This is a genomic window from Cryocola sp. 340MFSha3.1 (assembly GCF_000383315.1).
Classification (GTDB): Bacteria; Actinomycetota; Actinomycetes; order Actinomycetales; family Microbacteriaceae; genus Leifsonia.
Genome location: NZ_KB911087.1, coordinates 1467056 through 1482470, shown reverse-complemented (window position 1 = coordinate 1482470; position 15415 = coordinate 1467056). Strand labels below are relative to the sequence as shown.

16 protein-coding genes are annotated in these 15415 nt (G+C 69.7%); 8 read left to right on the top strand and 8 right to left on the bottom strand.

All coding sequences use genetic code 11. The features are described 5' to 3' along the window. The first annotated feature begins 136 nt into the window (after positions 1-136). From H284_RS0107045 to H284_RS0107035, 3 genes are all read left to right on the top strand, one after another. A complete protein-coding gene (locus H284_RS0107045; RefSeq protein WP_231371102.1) occupies positions 137-1123 on the top strand; it encodes an ABC transporter permease in 987 nt (328 codons plus the stop codon). Next, positions 1117-2070, top strand: coding sequence for a carbohydrate ABC transporter permease (locus tag H284_RS0107040; RefSeq protein ID WP_020075679.1), 954 nt, complete (start codon positions 1117-1119; stop codon positions 2068-2070). The genes H284_RS0107045 and H284_RS0107040 overlap by 7 nt, the downstream gene beginning before the upstream one ends. Positions 2071-2155: 85 nt before the next feature. After that, positions 2156-3838, top strand: coding sequence for a type 2 periplasmic-binding domain-containing protein (locus H284_RS0107035; RefSeq protein ID WP_020075678.1), 1683 nt, complete (start codon positions 2156-2158; stop codon positions 3836-3838). A 40-nt stretch (positions 3839-3878) separates the two neighbouring features. On the opposite strand, the gene H284_RS0107030 is transcribed toward H284_RS0107035, so the two are convergent. Further along, the gene (locus tag H284_RS0107030; RefSeq protein WP_020075677.1) at positions 3879-4760 is read right to left on the bottom strand and encodes an SDR family NAD(P)-dependent oxidoreductase; all 882 of its coding nucleotides are present in this window, start codon (positions 4758-4760) and stop codon (positions 3879-3881) included. 28 nt (positions 4761-4788) lie between these two features. On the opposite strand from H284_RS0107030, the gene H284_RS0107025 reads away from it, so the two are divergent. The 3 genes from H284_RS0107025 to H284_RS0107015 are packed head-to-tail and all read left to right on the top strand — an operon-like array spanning position 4789 to position 6499. Then, positions 4789-5274 carry a MarR family winged helix-turn-helix transcriptional regulator gene (locus tag H284_RS0107025; protein WP_020075676.1) on the top strand — a complete coding sequence of 162 codons (486 nt, stop codon included), beginning with the start codon at positions 4789-4791 and terminating at the stop codon, positions 5272-5274. Between the two features lie 43 nt (positions 5275-5317). Beyond that, complete coding sequence (locus tag H284_RS20690; protein ID WP_081630398.1) at positions 5318-6145, top strand: AraC family transcriptional regulator; 828 nt, start codon at positions 5318-5320, stop codon at positions 6143-6145. A 45-nt stretch (positions 6146-6190) separates the two neighbouring features. After that, positions 6191-6499 carry a hypothetical protein gene (locus H284_RS0107015; protein WP_020075674.1) on the top strand — a complete coding sequence of 103 codons (309 nt, stop codon included), beginning with the start codon at positions 6191-6193 and terminating at the stop codon, positions 6497-6499. Between the two features lie 45 nt (positions 6500-6544). Here H284_RS0107015 and H284_RS0107010 read toward each other — a convergent pair whose 3' ends face one another. Next, on the bottom strand, positions 6545-7753 hold the full coding sequence (locus tag H284_RS0107010; protein ID WP_039731320.1) for an MFS transporter: 1209 nt from the start codon (positions 7751-7753) through the stop codon (positions 6545-6547). 80 nt (positions 7754-7833) lie between these two features. Next, entirely contained in the window at positions 7834-8751 is a 918-nt protein-coding gene (locus H284_RS0107005) for an NAD-dependent epimerase/dehydratase family protein (protein WP_020075672.1), read from the bottom strand. A 100-nt stretch (positions 8752-8851) separates the two neighbouring features. On the opposite strand from H284_RS0107005, the gene H284_RS0107000 reads away from it, so the two are divergent. Then, positions 8852-9748 carry a LysR family transcriptional regulator gene (locus tag H284_RS0107000; RefSeq protein ID WP_020075671.1) on the top strand — a complete coding sequence of 299 codons (897 nt, stop codon included), beginning with the start codon at positions 8852-8854 and terminating at the stop codon, positions 9746-9748. Positions 9749-9797: 49 nt separating this feature from the next. Next, positions 9798-10616: a hypothetical protein gene (locus H284_RS0106995; RefSeq protein WP_020075670.1), complete on the top strand. Its 819-nt coding sequence runs from the start codon at positions 9798-9800 to the stop codon at positions 10614-10616. Between the two features lie 18 nt (positions 10617-10634). Here the strand turns inward: H284_RS0106995 and H284_RS0106990 are convergent, their stop codons facing one another. The 5 genes from H284_RS0106990 to H284_RS0106970 form a co-directional block, all read right to left on the bottom strand. After that, on the bottom strand, positions 10635-11231 hold the full coding sequence (locus tag H284_RS0106990) for a dihydrofolate reductase family protein (RefSeq protein ID WP_020075669.1): 597 nt from the start codon (positions 11229-11231) through the stop codon (positions 10635-10637). 69 nt (positions 11232-11300) lie between these two features. After that, positions 11301-11795: a flavin reductase family protein gene (locus tag H284_RS0106985; protein WP_018189729.1), complete on the bottom strand. Its 495-nt coding sequence runs from the start codon at positions 11793-11795 to the stop codon at positions 11301-11303. A 2-nt stretch (positions 11796-11797) separates the two neighbouring features. Beyond that, entirely contained in the window at positions 11798-12301 is a 504-nt protein-coding gene (locus H284_RS0106980) for an NADPH-dependent FMN reductase (protein WP_018189730.1), read from the bottom strand. Then, complete coding sequence (locus H284_RS0106975) at positions 12301-14073, bottom strand: MDR family MFS transporter (protein WP_018189731.1); 1773 nt, start codon at positions 14071-14073, stop codon at positions 12301-12303. The genes H284_RS0106980 and H284_RS0106975 overlap by 1 nt, the downstream gene beginning before the upstream one ends. Before the next feature lie 13 nt (positions 14074-14086). Continuing rightward, a complete protein-coding gene (locus H284_RS0106970) occupies positions 14087-15412 on the bottom strand; it encodes an NtaA/DmoA family FMN-dependent monooxygenase (RefSeq protein ID WP_231371173.1) in 1326 nt (441 codons plus the stop codon). Positions 15413-15415: the final 3 nt, after the last annotated feature.

Sequence of the window (15415 nt, the reverse complement as noted above, 5' to 3'; positions counted from 1 at the left end):
GTAAGGAAATAGGTTTTGCTGTATCCAGTCCGGGCGGACCGAGCGTCCATCCGGCTCGATCTGTTCAGGAGTCTTCGATGACGAAGCGGCAACACCGTTGGCACGCGGCGGTGCGCGGATGACCAGCGCCCCGCCCATGACGACCACCACCACCCGGCAACCGGCTCGGACCACTCCGCCGCCGAAAGCCCGCGTGACGACCCGGCGCAGGACCCTCGGTCAGCGCTGGCGCATCGCGCTCCGACGGCACTGGCAGCTGTACCTGCTGACGGTGCTGCCCCTCGCCTACTTCGCGATCTTCAAGTACGTGCCGATCTCCAACGCGATCATCGCGTTCAAGGACTACAGCCCGGTGCTGGGCGTGTGGGGGAGTCCCTGGAACGACTTCGCGAACTTCCAGGCGATGCTGCAGAACCCGCAGTTCCCCACCCTGGTCTCGAACACCCTGATCCTCTCCGGATACGCGGTGCTGGCGAGCTTCCCCATCCCGATCATCCTGGCGCTCGCGCTCAACGAGGTGCGTCACCGGTGGTTCCAGAAGACCGTGCAGATGGTCACGTACGCTCCGTACTTCATCTCCACGGTGGTCGTCGTGTCGATGCTCATCCTGATCATGGCCCCGCGACTGGGCGTCATCAGCCAGGTCTTCGGGTTCTTCGGCGTCCCGTCGCCCGACCTCCTGGGCAACCCCGACTACTTCCGCAACATCTACGTCTGGTCGGACGTGTGGCAGACCGCGGGCTACTCCGCCGTCATCTACATGGCGGCGCTCTCCGGCATCGACCCGTCGCTCTACGAGGCCGCGCGGATGGACGGCGCCTCCCGGCTCCGGAAGATCTGGCACGTCGACATCCCCGGGATCATGCCGACGGCCATGATCGTGCTCATCCTGAGCGTCGGGAACATCATGGCGATCGGCTTCGAGAAGGTCTACCTGCTGCAGAACCCGCTCAACCTGGGGCAGTCGGAGATCATCGCCACCTACGTCTACAAGCTGGGCATCCTCAACGCCGACTTCGGGACGGCGACCGCCGTCGGCCTCTTCAATTCCGTCGTGAACCTCGTGCTCCTGCTGGTCGTCAACTGGGTGGCACGCCGAGTGAGTGGGAGCGGACTGTGGTGACCATCGATCTTCCGGCCGAGCGCGCGCGGCAGAAGGCGCGTGCGAAGCGCATCAAGAAGCCCCGCCGCATCAAGGAGTCTCCGGGCGACCGCGCGCTGCTCGTCGTCATCTACCTCGGGCTCACGCTGGCGGTCCTCGTCGTCCTCCTGCCCCTGCTGTTCATCCTCGCCAGCTCCTTCTCCTCGCCGCATGCGGTGACGGCGGGCCAGGTCTTCCTCTGGCCGGTGGACTTCACGCTCAAGGGGTACCAGACGGTCCTGGCGGACCCGCAGGTGCTGATGGGCTACGCCAACTCGCTGTTCTACATGGTCGCGGGCACCCTGATCAGCACCACCCTCACGGTCTGCATCGCGTGGCCGCTGTCGCGCCCGTCGTTCATGGGCCGCAACGTGATCATGTCGCTGCTGCTGTTCACCATGCTGTTCAGCGGCGGACTGATCCCGACCTACATGGTCGTGCAGAACCTCGGCCTCCTCGACACGCGCTGGGCGCTCCTGCTGCCGCAGGCTGTCGCGGTGTGGCAGGTCATCATCGCGCGGACGTTCTTCCGCTCGGCGATCCCCGAAGAACTCGTCGAGGCCGCGTCCCTCGACGGTGCGAGCGACTTCCGGTTCCTGTGGACCGTCGTGCTCCCGCTCTCGAAGCCCCTGATCGCCGTCATCGCGCTCATGTACGCGATCGGCCAGTGGAACGGCTACTTCGACGCGCTCCTCTATCTGAAGAGCTCGGACCTGTTCCCGCTCCAGCTCGTCCTGCGCAACATCCTGGTCCTCAACGCGACCAACGGAGGCGTGAGCGACCTGGCGGCTCAGGCGCAGAACCAGGAGCTCGTGAACCTCCTCAAGTACGCGCTCATCGTGATCACGAGCGTCCCGGTGCTGATCATCTATCCGTTCGTCGCCCGGTACTTCAACAAAGGCGTGCTCATCGGTTCGGTCAAAGGCTGAGCCGGCCGATCGAGCATCATCTCCCACCACACACGGCACCATCCACATCACTGACACACCCGAAGTTCCAAAGGAGGAACGCACCATGTTCTCGAAGACTGATCGACGACCCCGCCGGGTCCGGTCGCGGGCGCTCGTCGCCGCGGTGGGCGGCACCGCCGCGCTGCTGGCCCTCTCCGCCTGCACCCCCGCGAGCGGGTCGGGTGCCGACGACAAGATCGGCGGGACGGCGCACCTGAGCGTGTTCGCCCAGCAGGGCACCGGACAGGATCTGGCCACAAACGCCTTCACCAAGGAGGTGGAGAAGAAGTTCAACATCAAGTTCTCCTGGCAGACCACGACGCAGGACTCGTCGGTGGCGCCCGAGAAGCGGCAGATCCTGATGGCGAGCGGCGACTATCCCGACGCGTTCCTCCTCATCCCCTGGGTGGACCAGTTCAATCAGGTCGACGTCGAGAAGCTGGCGAAGCAGGGCGTCGCGCTGCCGCTCAACGACCTCATCAAGCAGTACGCCCCCGACATCCAGAAGGCGCTCGACAGCAACCCGGACTACAAGGCGATGGCGACCTCGCCCGACGGCAAGATCTACGGCCTGCCGCAGCTGGCCGAGACACTGCACATCCAGTACCCGTCGAAGCTCTGGATGAACACGGAGTGGCTGAAGAAGCTCGGCCTCCAGATGCCCAAGACCACCGACGAGATGACGAAGGTGCTCGAGGCGTTCAAGAACGACGACCCGAACGGCAATGGTCAGAAGGACGAGATCCCGCTCAGCGGCGACTCGCACGACACCCTGATCCCGTTCTTCATGAACGCGTTCATCTACGACCCGCAGAACCCGGACAAGGGCATCCAGTCGACGACGGTCCTCAACAAGGGCAAGGTCGACATCCAGGCGAACAAGGACGGCTGGCGCGAGGGCCTGAAGTACATCAAGTCGCTGTGGGATGCGGGTCTGATCGACAAGGGCGCGTTCACGCAGAACCCCGCGGCGCTCGCCCAGGAGGGCAACAACGAGGGTCCGGTGCTGCTCGGAAGTGCGAGCGGGCTGCACCCGTACATCTTCGTCAGCCCCGGCGCGAAGGATGGCCGCGACAAGCAGTACGACGCGGTCCCGCCGCTCACCGGTCCGGACGGAGCGGACTACGCCACGTACGCCTTCGGCAGCACGCCGGGCGCGACGTTCATGCTCACGAACAAGGCGTCGAAGAACGACCAGGTGGCCGCGATCAAGCTCGTGAACTACCTGTTCACCGAGAAGGGCCAGCTCGACGGCAACTTCGGCCCGGAGGGCAAGGGATGGGGCAAGGCGCCCGCGGGCTCCGAAGCGCTCAACCCCGACGTGAAGGCGCAGTTCGTCAACCTGCAGCTCTCTCAGGATGAGGCCAACGCCGTCCAGTGGGGTGCGCTGTCCACCTACAACCAGAACGCCGCGTTCCGTGAGTCGCAGGCCGTGCCGACGGACATCTACGACACGTCCGGGTACGAGCGCCGGCTGTTCCAGGCGACGCAGCTCTACCAGGGCCACGAGGACAAGAGCCAGATCTACCCGAGTTGGAAGGTGTGGCCGGATCCCGCGAAGGCGACGCAGGTGGCGACCCAGCAGACGAACATCGACAACTACGTCACGCAGAACGCCCTCGCCTTCATCACGGGTTCGAAGAGCCTCGACAGCGACTGGGATTCCTACGTGAAGGGCTTCGACGGCCTTGGGCTGAAGGACTACCTCAGCACGCTGCAGAAGGCGTACGACGCGTCGAAGAAGTAGTGCCCGCGGACGCCGGCGGGGACATCCCCGCCGGCGTCCGTCACACGCCGAGAAGGCGTTCCGTCTCGGCCCACAGCCGCTGCTCCCACTCCGGGTCGCCACCCGGGTGCGCCGGCGTCAACGGCTTCGCACTCCGCACCGAGTAGTACCCGCCGGTTGTGCCGGCGAACGCGGGATCGGTGGCCAGCCGGACGATCAGGCCGGCGCCGTGGTCCGGATCGCCGATGCGCAGCAGGCGCAACGCGCGCTCGAGCGGTGCGGCGAAGCGCAGCTCCCGTCCCAGACCGGTCACGTTGAAGCCCGGGTCCAGGCAGTTCGCGGTGGCGCCGGTGTCCTCGATCCGCCGGGCGAGCTCCCGGGTGAACATGATGTCGAGGAGCTTCGTCTTTCCGTAGACGACGGAGGATCCCCGCGCGGTGAACGGAGTCGTGTCGGTCAGATCCTCGGGCAGCGCGAGCGTGCCGTGCCGACGGGAGGCTTCGGAGGCGACGTTCACGATCCGCGCTCCCGGCGTCCGCGTGAGCACGGGGAGCAGCTCCCGCGTGAGCAGCCACGGCGCGAGGTAGTTCACGGCGACCATCTCGGGGAAGCCATCGGCGGTCACCCGCTGCTCGAACGCGTGGATGCCGGCGTTGTTCACGAGGACGTCGACCTGCTCGTAGGCGCCGGCGATCTCCCGCCCGACCCGGCGGACGTCGTCCAGGCGGGTGAGGTCGGCCGAGAACACGCGGACCTCCGCGCCCGGGTGGACCTCTTCGATCTCGGCGCGCGTGGCATCGGCGCGGCGGGCATCCCGAGACGTGATCGCCAGTCGGGCGCCCTGGCGGGCCAGCTCGATGGCGGCGAGCCGCCCGAGGCCGCTGGTGGCGCCGGTGATGACGATGGTCGGTGGATGCGCGGACGAGCCGGATAAAGTGGGCATTTCCACACCATAAAGAATTGATGGGGAAATGTCCACTAACTCACAGGCGGGCGCGGACCGCCGGGCAGCCGAACTCGCCCTCGGCGTCGAGCTCAACGCCCTGCTCAGCGCATCCCGTGCCCTCACCGAGCGCAGCGCCGCCGTCTTCCACCCGGGCGTCCAGCCGGCCGCCTTCCATGTGGCCCGCTGGCTGTATGCCTACGGCCCGGCGAACCCGAGCGCCGTGGCCGACGCGGTCGCGATGGACCGCAGCTCCACCAGCGCCCTCATCCGCCAGCTGAAGGCCGCCGGCCTCGTCGAGAGCACCCCCGACCCGGCCGACGGCCGGGCCGTGCGGGTATCGCTGACGCCCGCCGGCGCCGAGCGGGTGCGCGAGGCGCTCGACCTGCGCGGAACCGCCTTCTTCGAGCGCACCGCGGACTGGTCGATCGCGGACCTCCGCACGCTCGTGCGCCTCCTGCACGAGCTGACGGGGCCGCGCGGCGGCGGGAGCGCATCCTCTCCGACGGAATAGCACGCCCCGCCCCACGGTTTCGCCGAATGTGACGATCACCGGCATGCGCGCCCCCGCCACACTGGACGAGCTGCTCTCCACGCTCGAGTGGCACGTGGATGCGTCGCGCCGCGAAGCGTTCGACCGCGGGATCCGGATCCGGTTGGAGGGCCCGACCTTCGTCTACGTCGTCGACGGATCCGTGCGCGTGCGCTCCACCGGACCGCGGGCGATGTCGTTCGCCTACGGCGCGGGCGACGTGGTCTTCCTGCCCGGTCGGCACGACTCCGAGCTGAGCGCCGACGGCCCCGGCGAGGTCGTCGTCACCGCGCTCCGGCCGACAGCCGGATTCCACGCCCTCGACCTGCTGCCCGACCATCTCGGCGTCCATCGGCTCGCCGACCTCGACCCCGGTGTCGCGCTGCTCGCCTCCCGGATGGGCTGCCAGACCGCGGTCCGTCGCGCCGGCGACCGCGTGATCTGCGGCCGGATGGCGACCACGATCATCTCCGTCGCGATCCGCGCCTGGGCCGAGGGCGATTGCGCGCCCGACAACTGGCCCGTCGCCGTGGAGGACCCCTTCCTCAGCCGCGTGCTCGACGCCATGCACACGAACCCGGGGCACCCGTGGACGCTGCGCGACCTCGCCGCCGTCGGCGCGATGTCGCGGACCACGTTCGCCGAGCGCTTCCGCGAGCAGGTCGGTCAGTCGCCGGCGAGCTACCTCGCGCAGGTGCGGATGGAGGCGGCCATGACCTACCTCTCGCAGGACGGCCTCACCGTGAGCGAGACCGCCCGCCTCCTCGGCTACGAGTCGGACGCGGGCTTCAGCCGCGCGTTCCGCCGCCACACCGGGGCGGTCCCGTCCGTGTGGCGGCAGCGCGCGAGCTGAACGCCGCCGATGGCGGTGGATGGCCCGCCGCGCTAGTGTCGCCTCATGCAGACGCCCCGCTCGGGTGCACCTCGGCGCCTCCCCGTTCCGCTCGTCGTCCTCCTCCTCGTCGGCGCTCTCGCGACGGTCGTGGGCGAAGGGTGGTTCCTGACCGCGAAGGCCGCGGTCGCGAACAGTGCGCAACGGTCGAATTCCCTGCCGACTCTCCCGGTGCACGTCTACGCGCAGTACACCCAGCACCTGCCCGCGATCGACACCTCCGGTCTCTGGACCGGCCTGCTGATCGCCGGGCTGGGCATCGCAGCGCTCCTGGCGGCCGCGGTCGTCGCGATCAGGCGGTCATCCGTCCGCTGATCGGGCGTGGGCCGAGTGGATGCGGCCGGCATCCACTCGACTCGCTCAGCGCAGAGCCGCGCTGCGTCGCCCGGCGCTGCCGAACAGCACGACCCCGACCGCGACGACGGCCACGGCGACGAAGTAGGTGAACCGCACGTCGACCGTGTCGACGAGGAGGCCTCCCACGCCTGCGCCGAGCGTGATCGCCAGCTGGAACCCGGCGACGACCAGGCCGCCGGCCGCCTCCAGCCGATCCGGGATGTAGCGGCCGGCCCACGTGTTGATGACCGCGGGCCAGGCGCCGAAGCCGAAGCCCCAGACCACGACGGCCGCCGCCACGACGATGACCGACCCCTGTCCGACGATCGCGAGCAGGATGGCGCCGGCGATCAGCGACGGCTGCAGGTAGCGCAGCAGCGCCAGGTGTCGATCGGCAAGCGCCCCGACGACCAGGTTGCCGATCACTCCGCCGACGCCGAAGGCCACGAGCAGCGCGGCCGCGAACGCGGTGTCCAGCCCGGGCACCTGGTCGAGGGTGAGCCGGATGAACGTGTACGCCATGAAGTGGCCGAGGACGATCAGGATGTGACCGGCCAGCCCCTGGCGCACTCCCGGCCGCCGCAGCGTGTCGCCGAGGATGCGCAGGCTCGACGCCTCGGCCGGGGCGACCGGGGGCAGCGCGAGACGCATCGCGACCGCGACCAGGGCGGTGAGGATCGCCGCTCCGACGAAGACGCCACGCCAATCCACGAGGGCGGTGAGGTACACGCCGACCGGGACGCCGGCGACGACCGCGAGCGTCATTCCGGCGCTCACCGTTGTCAGCGCGCGGCCGAGCCGGTCGGGGGTCGCGAGCGATGCGGCGACGGTCAGCGACATCGACCAGAAGCCGCTAATCGCGACGCCGATGAGCAGTCGCGCGATCAGCAGGACCCACAGCGAGGGTGCGAGCGCCACGGCGAGATTGGAGACGGCCGCGAGTGCCGCGACCAGCACGAGCAGCGTCCGGCGGTCCATCCGCGGGATCAGGATGCCGATGGTCGGCGCGGCGAGGAACCCGACGAACGCGGTCACGGTCACCGTCTGTCCGGCCTGCCCCGGTGTCACGCCGAGCTCTGCGGCCATCGCGGTCAGCACACCGGACGGCAGGAACTCTGCGGTCACCAGCACGAAGCTGGTCAGGAACATGACGATGAGGCCGGCCCAACGCGTGTGCGTGAGCGGCTGGGCGGCGGGGGAGGTGGCCCGGATGGGCGAAGTGTCTGTCGTCACCCTTCGACTCTGCCGGATCGCAGCCGTCGGCACCTGACTCTGCGTCCGGCGTCGGGCGACCGAGCGTCCCGTGTCGGCGGTCATCGGTCCGCTGCTCGGAGCGCGGCGATCGCGACCTCGTGCGAGACGACCGGCGCGTATCCCAGCTCTTCGACCGCCTTGGCCGTGCGGAGCGTGCAGGACTGACCGAGGAACCAGAGCACGGGGACGGGCACGACCTGCTCGGCGGTGGCCGCGTCGATCTCCTGGTCGGGCACGGGCGCGCCGACGAGCTCGAGTTGCAGGCTGACGAAATCGCGCAGGTCGACCCGCTCCTGATCGGTCACGAAGTACGCCTGACCGGCTCGGCCACGCGTCCAGCCGAGGAGGAGTCCCTCGACGGCGTTGTCGACGTGCGTGACATCGGTGAGGTGGTGGCCGCCCTCGATCCAGGGCAGCTGCCCGGCGCGTGCCGCATCGGCGAAACTCGCGATCAGGCTGCTCTCCGGTCCCCAGACGAAGCGGGGCCGGATGACGACGGTGGTGAAATCGGGGCCGTCGGCGTCGAGCACGATCTGCTCCGCCATCGCCTTCGACGCGCTGTATGCGGCGGGCGAGTCCGGTCGCAGAGGTGCGCTCTCATCCACATCGCGGAGGGGTTCGCCGGCCATCAGCGCCGCTTCGGTCCCGCAGTGCACGAAGCGTGGAACGCCTGCCGCTTGCGCCGCCTCGACGACGGAGCGCGTCCCCTCGACGGTCACGCGCTCGTGGCGCTCCCAGGGGGCGAGGATGTCGGTCTCCGCTGCGAGGTGGAACACGACATCCATGCCGGCGATGGCGCGCGTCAGGGCCGCGGTGTCGCTCAGCTCGGCCAGCACGGCCTTCGCGCCGGCCCGGGTCACCACCTCGGCCGAGCGCTCGCTGCGCACCAGCGCCGTCACCTCATGGCCCTCCTCGATGAGGCGGCTGATCAGCCGCCGTCCGATGAAGCCCGATCCACCTGTCACGAACACGTTCATGGGGAACTCTCCTTACCTGTCGAGGGGTCCAGCAGTCCGGGACCGGGATGTGTTCCCTCGAAAGCATCGAGGTATTGGACGGTACTCATAAACTTCTTCTATGCCGTCGCTCCGCGCCCTCGCTTGCCTCGTCGCCGTCGCCGATGCCGGATCCATCACGGAGGCGGCGCGCTCGCTCTACCTGTCGCAGCCGGCCGTCTCGCATCACCTGCTTCAACTGGAGCAGGAGGCTGGTGTCGCGCTCATCGTGAGGGAGACGCGGGGCGTGCGGCTCACCCCGGCCGGCCGCGCCGCGCTCGTGGAGGCCCGACGCGCTGTCGATGCGGCCGGCGCAGCGCTGCCGGCCGCGGCAGCCGCGGGCCGGGCGACGGGCGGCACCATCCGGATCGGATGCGCTCAGAGCCTCGTGACCGTGCTCGCGCCGGTCCTGGTGGATTGGCATCGGCGACGGGCCGACGTGCTCCTCACGCTGCGCGAGTTCACCACGGTGGAGGAGGTCACCGCGCAACTGGACGGCGACGAGATCGACCTCGTCGTGATTGCCGGACCGGCGCCGGCTCGTTTCGTGGGCACAGCGCTCGGAGACGAGGAGATCGTCCTGGTCACCTCCGCCGATCATCCCCTCGCCGCATCCGACCGGGTGGAACGGCAGGCGCTCGACGGCGTCTCGCTGGTGCACTACGCCCCCGAGAACAGTCTGAGCGGCTGGCTGGACCAGGCGTTCGCGCGATCCGGGGTACGGCCGACGGTCATCATGCGCACGGCGGTGACCGCCGCCGCCCCGCAGCTCGCTGCCGCCGGTCTGGGTGTCTCGGTGTGCCCGGCGAGCGCGGTGCCGGCGGGCCTTCCCGGTGCGGTGCTCTCTTTCTCTCCGACGTGGACCCGCGAGCTCGTCGCAACGACCCGCACCGCTCCGGACGGTCTCGTCGCGCACCTCGTCGCGGACATCCGCGACCGGTTGGCCGTTTCGCCTGCCCAGCGACGCATCCCCGGCTGACGCGCCGTGATAGCGTGCTCTCGCTCGGCTGGCTGAGGGGGAGACGAGGATGGCGAGAAGCGCGACGGCCCGGAGGACGATCGACCCGCTGGCCCGTCCGATCATGCTCGGCCGCGACATCGAGCCGCGCGTCGCGGCGGTGCTGCTCCGCCCGTTCGGTTATCTGCTGGTATCCGTCGTCTGGGTGGTGCTGTTCCTCGCGTGCGTCGCCACCGCCGTCGTCGCCCTGCCGGCCGCACTGTCGGGCACCGTGGGCGACGCCGGGTTGGCGGCCTCGCCCGCCTTCCATCGCTCCGACACGTGGATGGCGTTCATCGTGATCCCGCTCGTCATGGCGGTCCTGGGCTGCGTCGGGTACCTCCTGATCCTGGCGTCGCTCGGGAACATGCTGGCCGCCCTCACCCTGTTCGCCCGGAGCCTGCGGCCGTCGTTCCGGCACGAGCGGCTCTCGGCCAGCATCCGGGCGGCCGGCGGTGAGGCCGTCGGACCCGCGACCACCGCCGTGACGGGGGTCTCGCTCTCGCTGCTTCCGATGCGCCTCACCCGCTGGACCAAGTTCGTGATGATCGTGCAGTTCAACGGGTGGGTCATCAACGGCCCGATGTTCAGCATCGGATCGGTGTGGGGAGCCCTCTACGTCTTCACGGTCGGATGGGTGCTGTGGCCCGCGACCGGCGTCGGTCTCGTCGTGTGCGGCGTCGTCAGCGCGGCCCTCGCGGGCGTCCTGCTGTGGATGATCTGGCAGCGCCGGTCGGTGTTCCCCACGGTCATGCCGGGAGCGCTCGAGAACAGTCCGTACCGCTGGTCCTGGCCCAACAAGCCGCCGGTCGCGAAGAAGCGCAACCGGCGGACGATGCCGTCTTCCTGACAGCCCCGCCGCTGCCGGTCAGGCGTACTCGGGCCGGCCCCCGACGCGGTACGTGAGGGCGACGATGCCCGTGGGGAACACGCGCGTGTCGGTGAGGTCGAGGGCGAAGTCGAGTCCCCGTTCGGGCAACCAGCGCTCGCCCTCGCCGACGATCACCGGGAACTGGACGAGGTTCAGCTCGTCGACCAGCTCGTTCTCCAGCAGCCATCGTGCGAGCGCCGCGCTTCCCACCACCAGCAGTTCGCCATCCGCGTGGGCCTTCAGCTCGCGGACCCGGTCCGCGACATCCCCGGAGATGACCGTCGTGCCCTGCCAGGTCGGCGCGGTCAGGGTGCGGGAGACCACGTACTTCGGCCGGGAACTGATCGCCTCACCGAAACCGCCGTCGTCGCTGCGGGCGCCCCAGTAGGTCTCGAACAGCCCGTAGGTCTTCCGCCCGAGCAGGAAGGCGTCGGGACGCCGCCAGGTGTCGAGGATGTACTGCACGGCCTCGCCGTCGTTCAGCGGAAGCGCCCAGCCGCCGCGGGTGAATCCGGGGTCCATCTCCTCGTTGTTTCCGCCGTTCGCCTGGGCGACGCCATCGAGGGTGACCTGGAGACTGATCGTGAGCTTCATGGTGTGATTTCCTCTCTCTCACCCCTGCAACGAACGACTCTCCTCCATTTCGACAGCGTCCACGTGCGATCACTCGAGCAATATCTTCACCTTGCGCTGATGCCAGACGATCGGCGCCGGGAGCTCGTCGCTCATCATCGCGAGCACGCGCAGCACGATGATGTCGTGATCGCCCGCGGGATAGCGGTGCTCGACGACGCACTCCAGCCAGGTGGGCGATCCTTCGAGGAACACCGCGCCGGACGGAAGCTCGGCTTTGCGGACACCGCGCAGCCGGTTCTGCTTGTCTCGCGAGGCGAGCTGACTGGTCTTGCCCGCGTGGTCTTCGCCGAGGATGGACACTCCGATCACCGGGGCGCTCGCCAGTTCCGGCCAGGTCGTCGAGCTCCGCTGCGCCGCGAAGGACACCATCGGCGGATCGTAGGAGACGCCGACCGAGAAGGAGGAGGCGATCATCACGACCGGCTCGCCGCCGATGGTCGCGGCCAGCGCAGCGACCCCGGACGGGAACCCGGCGAAGGCCGCTCTCATCTCCTCCGGGTCTGAGGTGAAGTCGTACGTCATCGTCATCGTGATCGGTCCTCCCGCAGAGAAGCATGGATCGCGGGGGCCCACGCGGTCACCCAGGTGTCGAGTGCCCCCTCCTCGGCATAGCGCGAGTCCAGTTGGTAGAGGCCCTGGGCGGGACAGACCGCGCCGAGCTCGACCAGCACGGGCTTGAGCGTCAGCTCGGGAGCGAGGGCGTGCGTCGGACCCCCGCCCAGCATCAGCGGGATGCCGACCTGACCGGCGAGGCCGGTGGCCGTCGCGAACTGGTCGAGGAAGAGCTTGAGCAGCCCCGAGTAGGTGCCCTTGAACGTGGGGGATGCGGCGATCACGAGGTCCGCATCCTGTACCCGGGCCACGGCTTCGGCGACGACCGGGTCGCCGAAGCCGAGGACACCGGCGCCCAGCTCGGACACCTCGATCGTCGTCGCGGTCGCCCCGAGGGCGGACGCGAGGCGCTCGGCGGCGTCGCGGGTGCGCGACTGCGGCTTGGGGTTGCCCACGATGACGGCGGCTGTGAACATCAGGAGACCTTCCTTTCGTGTGATTGCCGGGCGATGAGCAGCGAGCGGGCCTCCCGCTCGTCCTGCCGCATGGCCTCGACCAGTTCCTCGGGGCTCGCGAAGGCCCTCTGCGTGCGGATGAGCCGATCCGTCGTCACCTCGGCGCGGCGTCCGTAGAGGTCGCCCGCGAAGTCGAGCACGTGGACCTCGATCGTGTGTGCCCGGCCGGGAAAGGTGTCGTTCGTCCCGATCGAGATCAGCGCAGGCAGCGGCTCGCTCCATGTCTCGGCGCGGAACCCGCCGATGTAGACGCCGTCGGCCGGCAGGCCGGCCCGCTCCTCCAGGTCGAGGTTCGCGGTGGGGAAGCCCAGGCCGAGTCCCGCGCCCGCGCCCCCCACGACGGTGCCGATGAGGATGCCGCCGCGGTCCTGGTCGCTCGCGTCGCCGGCGTCCGTCGGGGTGACGCGGAGGAGGGAGGCGGCGACGATGCTCAGCACGCCCACGAGCGCGAGCACCGCCAGCGCGACGGCGTTGCCCGTCCACGCCAGCACGACCGCCGTCGCGGCGCTCCCGAGCACGGCGCCCAGCTGCTTCACGGAATTGAAAGCGCCGGAGGCCGCTCCGATCGACGACCGCTCGACCGAAGTGACCGTGGCGATGGAGAAGGGCGACCACAGGAACGAGTTCGCGATCCCGAACAGAGCGAACACCCCGGCGATCGCCCAGATCGGCGCCTCCGCCCAGACGAGCGCCGCCGTGCCGCCGATCGAGAGCACGAGCGCGACGCCGCCGATCACCGCGACCACCCGCAGCCCGACGGTGTTGTTCAGCCGGGCGGACACCGGAGCGGCAAGGAGGCAGACGACGCCCATCGGGACCAGGACGATCGAGGCCGTCACCACATCCAGCCCCCGATCCTCCTGCAGCGCCAGCATCAGCGGGATGGGCGCGGAGCCGACACAGAACGCGGCCGCCGCCGCGCCCCAGGAGGCGGTGACGAAGCCGTGGCTGCGGAACAGCGACACCGGCAGCAGCGCGCGGTCGAGGGACCGGCGTTGCAGCCACACCACGCTCGTGACGAGCGCAGCGCCCATCACCACCAGGAGCCACCGAGGGATATTGGCCACGGAGGAGGAGGCCGCGTCGGTTCCCTGGATGCCCATGACGAGCGCGGCGACCCCGAGGGCGTTGCCCGCCATCGCCCAGAGCGGGATGCGCGCGGGCAGGCGCTCGGACGCCGGCACCCACAGCAGCACGGCGACCGCCGTGATCACGCCGATGGGCAGGTTGACCGCGAAGATCGACGGCCAGCCCGCCGCACCGACGAGAAGGCCTCCCAGGATGGGACCGGCGACCGTGGCGGCTCCGCCGACAGCACCCCAGATCCCCAGTGCGATCGCGAGTCGCGGCGGAGCGAACAGCGTCCGGATGATCGTGAGGCACTGCGGCGTCATCAGCGCGGCTCCGACGCCCTGGGCGACGCGCCAGCCGATGAGCGAGCCGATGTCCTGCGAGACCGCGCACAGGACGGACCCGATCGTGAACGCGGCCAGCCCGATCAGGTAGACCCGACGTCGGCCGAACCGGTCGCCCAGCCTCCCGGCGATCAGCAGAGGGACCGCGTAGGCGACCAGGTACCCGCTGTTGATCCAGATCGCGAGGGTCGACGTCGTTCCGAGCCCGGCGATCAGGGCCGGCAGCGCGACCGAGGTGATGGTGCTGTCCAGCAGCAGCATGAAGAAGCCGAGACACAGGCTGCTCAGGGCGAGCCAGTCCCGCGTCGTACGCCGCACAGCGCCACCCACCTCAGACCGCCAGGTTCTCGCGCAGGGTCGAGCCGGGGTAGCGCGGCGCGAGGGCGCCGCGCCGGCGGAGCTCCGGGACGAGCAGCTCGCTCAGGTCGGCGAGCCCCGACGGCATCGACAGGGGGCTCGACAGCATGTACCCGCCGCGCGAGCCGGTCTGGGCGAAGTTCTCCTCCAGGGCGTCGGCGACCGTGGCGGCATCGCCGACGACGGTGTGGTCGAGTCCGCTGGCCGCCTCGAAGCCGTGCTCGAAGAACTCGGCCCGGCTGATGGTGTGGTCCTCGCCGAACTCCGCGACGAGCGCGCCGACGAAACCGGCCGGGCTCGCCTGGGCCGCGACGATCTCATCCCGGAGCTCGCCCAGCCGGAACGATGCGGGCAGCGTGGAGAAGTCGTACCCGGCGTTGTGCGACAGCATGGTGCCGACGGCCTCGTCCGTCCAGAAGTCGAGCACCGCATCCCGCCGCGCAGACGCCTCCGCTGCCGTGCGGCCCACGATCGCCTGCGTCGCCCACAGGATGCCCACGTGCTCCGCATCGCGCCCCTCGGCGGTGAGCGCCTCGTCGAGCAGGCGCCGGTGACGCTGCTGACCGGCGAGGCTTCCGCCGAAGCCGAAGACGAGATCCGCGAACGCCGCAGAACCCGCGATTCCGCGCGGAGAGTTGCCGGCCTGCACGATCACGGGGTGCACCTGCGGGCTCGGCACCGAGGCGAGCGGACCCTTGACGGTGAAGAACCGCCCGTCGTGGTCGATCGGGCGCACCTTCGACGGGTCGGCGAACCGCCCCGTCGCCGCGTCGCGGACGATCGCGTCGGGGGCCACCGAGTCCCATAGCGCCCGGCAGACCTGGATGAACTCCTCCATCCGCTCGTAGCGCAGGTCGTGGTCGATCAGCTGCGCGTAGCCGTAGTTCGCGGCGTCGGCCCCCCGACTGGAGGCGACGACGTTGAAGGCGATCCGGCCCCCGGTCACGTGGTCGAGTGAGTTGAGAAGGCGCGCGACGTAGAAGGGGTGCATGAAGGTGGAGGAGTAGGTGAGCCCGAAGCCGATGCTCTCCGTGACGGTCGACATCGCGGCGATGATCGGCGACATGTCCTGACGCGGCCACTGGATGCCCCACTCCACCGCCGGGTCGATGCTTCCCCGCCAGGTGCTCGGGATGCCGGAGCCGTCGCCGAAGAACAGCATGTCCACGCCGGCGCGCTCGGCGGTGCGAGCCACCTCCAGGTACATGCGCACGTCGGGGAACTGCTGCCCGACCCACGACCCGGGCTGAGCCCAGCGGCCCTCGGTGTGCGTGAACGACAGATCGTAGGCGATGTGCATGCC

Excerpts from the sequence above, each read along its gene's own strand:
- H284_RS0107045 (WP_231371102.1), top strand. The coding sequence starts at position 137 with ATGACGACCACCACCACCCGGCAACCGGCTCGGACCACTCCGCCGCCG.
- H284_RS0107035 (WP_020075678.1), top strand. The coding sequence starts at position 2,156 with ATGTTCTCGAAGACTGATCGACGACCCCGCCGGGTCCGGTCGCGGGCG.
- H284_RS0107030 (WP_020075677.1), bottom strand. The coding sequence starts at position 4,760 with ATGCCCACTTTATCCGGCTCGTCCGCGCATCCACCGACCATCGTCATC.
- H284_RS0107025 (WP_020075676.1), top strand. The coding sequence starts at position 4,789 with ATGTCCACTAACTCACAGGCGGGCGCGGACCGCCGGGCAGCCGAACTC.
- H284_RS20690 (WP_081630398.1), top strand. The coding sequence starts at position 5,318 with ATGCGCGCCCCCGCCACACTGGACGAGCTGCTCTCCACGCTCGAGTGG.
- H284_RS0107015 (WP_020075674.1), top strand. The coding sequence starts at position 6,191 with ATGCAGACGCCCCGCTCGGGTGCACCTCGGCGCCTCCCCGTTCCGCTC.
- H284_RS0107005 (WP_020075672.1), bottom strand. The coding sequence starts at position 8,751 with ATGAACGTGTTCGTGACAGGTGGATCGGGCTTCATCGGACGGCGGCTG.
- H284_RS0107000 (WP_020075671.1), top strand. The coding sequence starts at position 8,852 with ATGCCGTCGCTCCGCGCCCTCGCTTGCCTCGTCGCCGTCGCCGATGCC.
- H284_RS0106995 (WP_020075670.1), top strand. The coding sequence starts at position 9,798 with ATGGCGAGAAGCGCGACGGCCCGGAGGACGATCGACCCGCTGGCCCGT.
- H284_RS0106990 (WP_020075669.1), bottom strand. The coding sequence starts at position 11,231 with ATGAAGCTCACGATCAGTCTCCAGGTCACCCTCGATGGCGTCGCCCAG.
- H284_RS0106985 (WP_018189729.1), bottom strand. The coding sequence starts at position 11,795 with ATGACGTACGACTTCACCTCAGACCCGGAGGAGATGAGAGCGGCCTTC.
- H284_RS0106980 (WP_018189730.1), bottom strand. The coding sequence starts at position 12,301 with ATGTTCACAGCCGCCGTCATCGTGGGCAACCCCAAGCCGCAGTCGCGC.
- H284_RS0106970 (WP_231371173.1), bottom strand. The coding sequence starts at position 15,412 with ATGCACATCGCCTACGATCTGTCGTTCACGCACACCGAGGGCCGCTGG.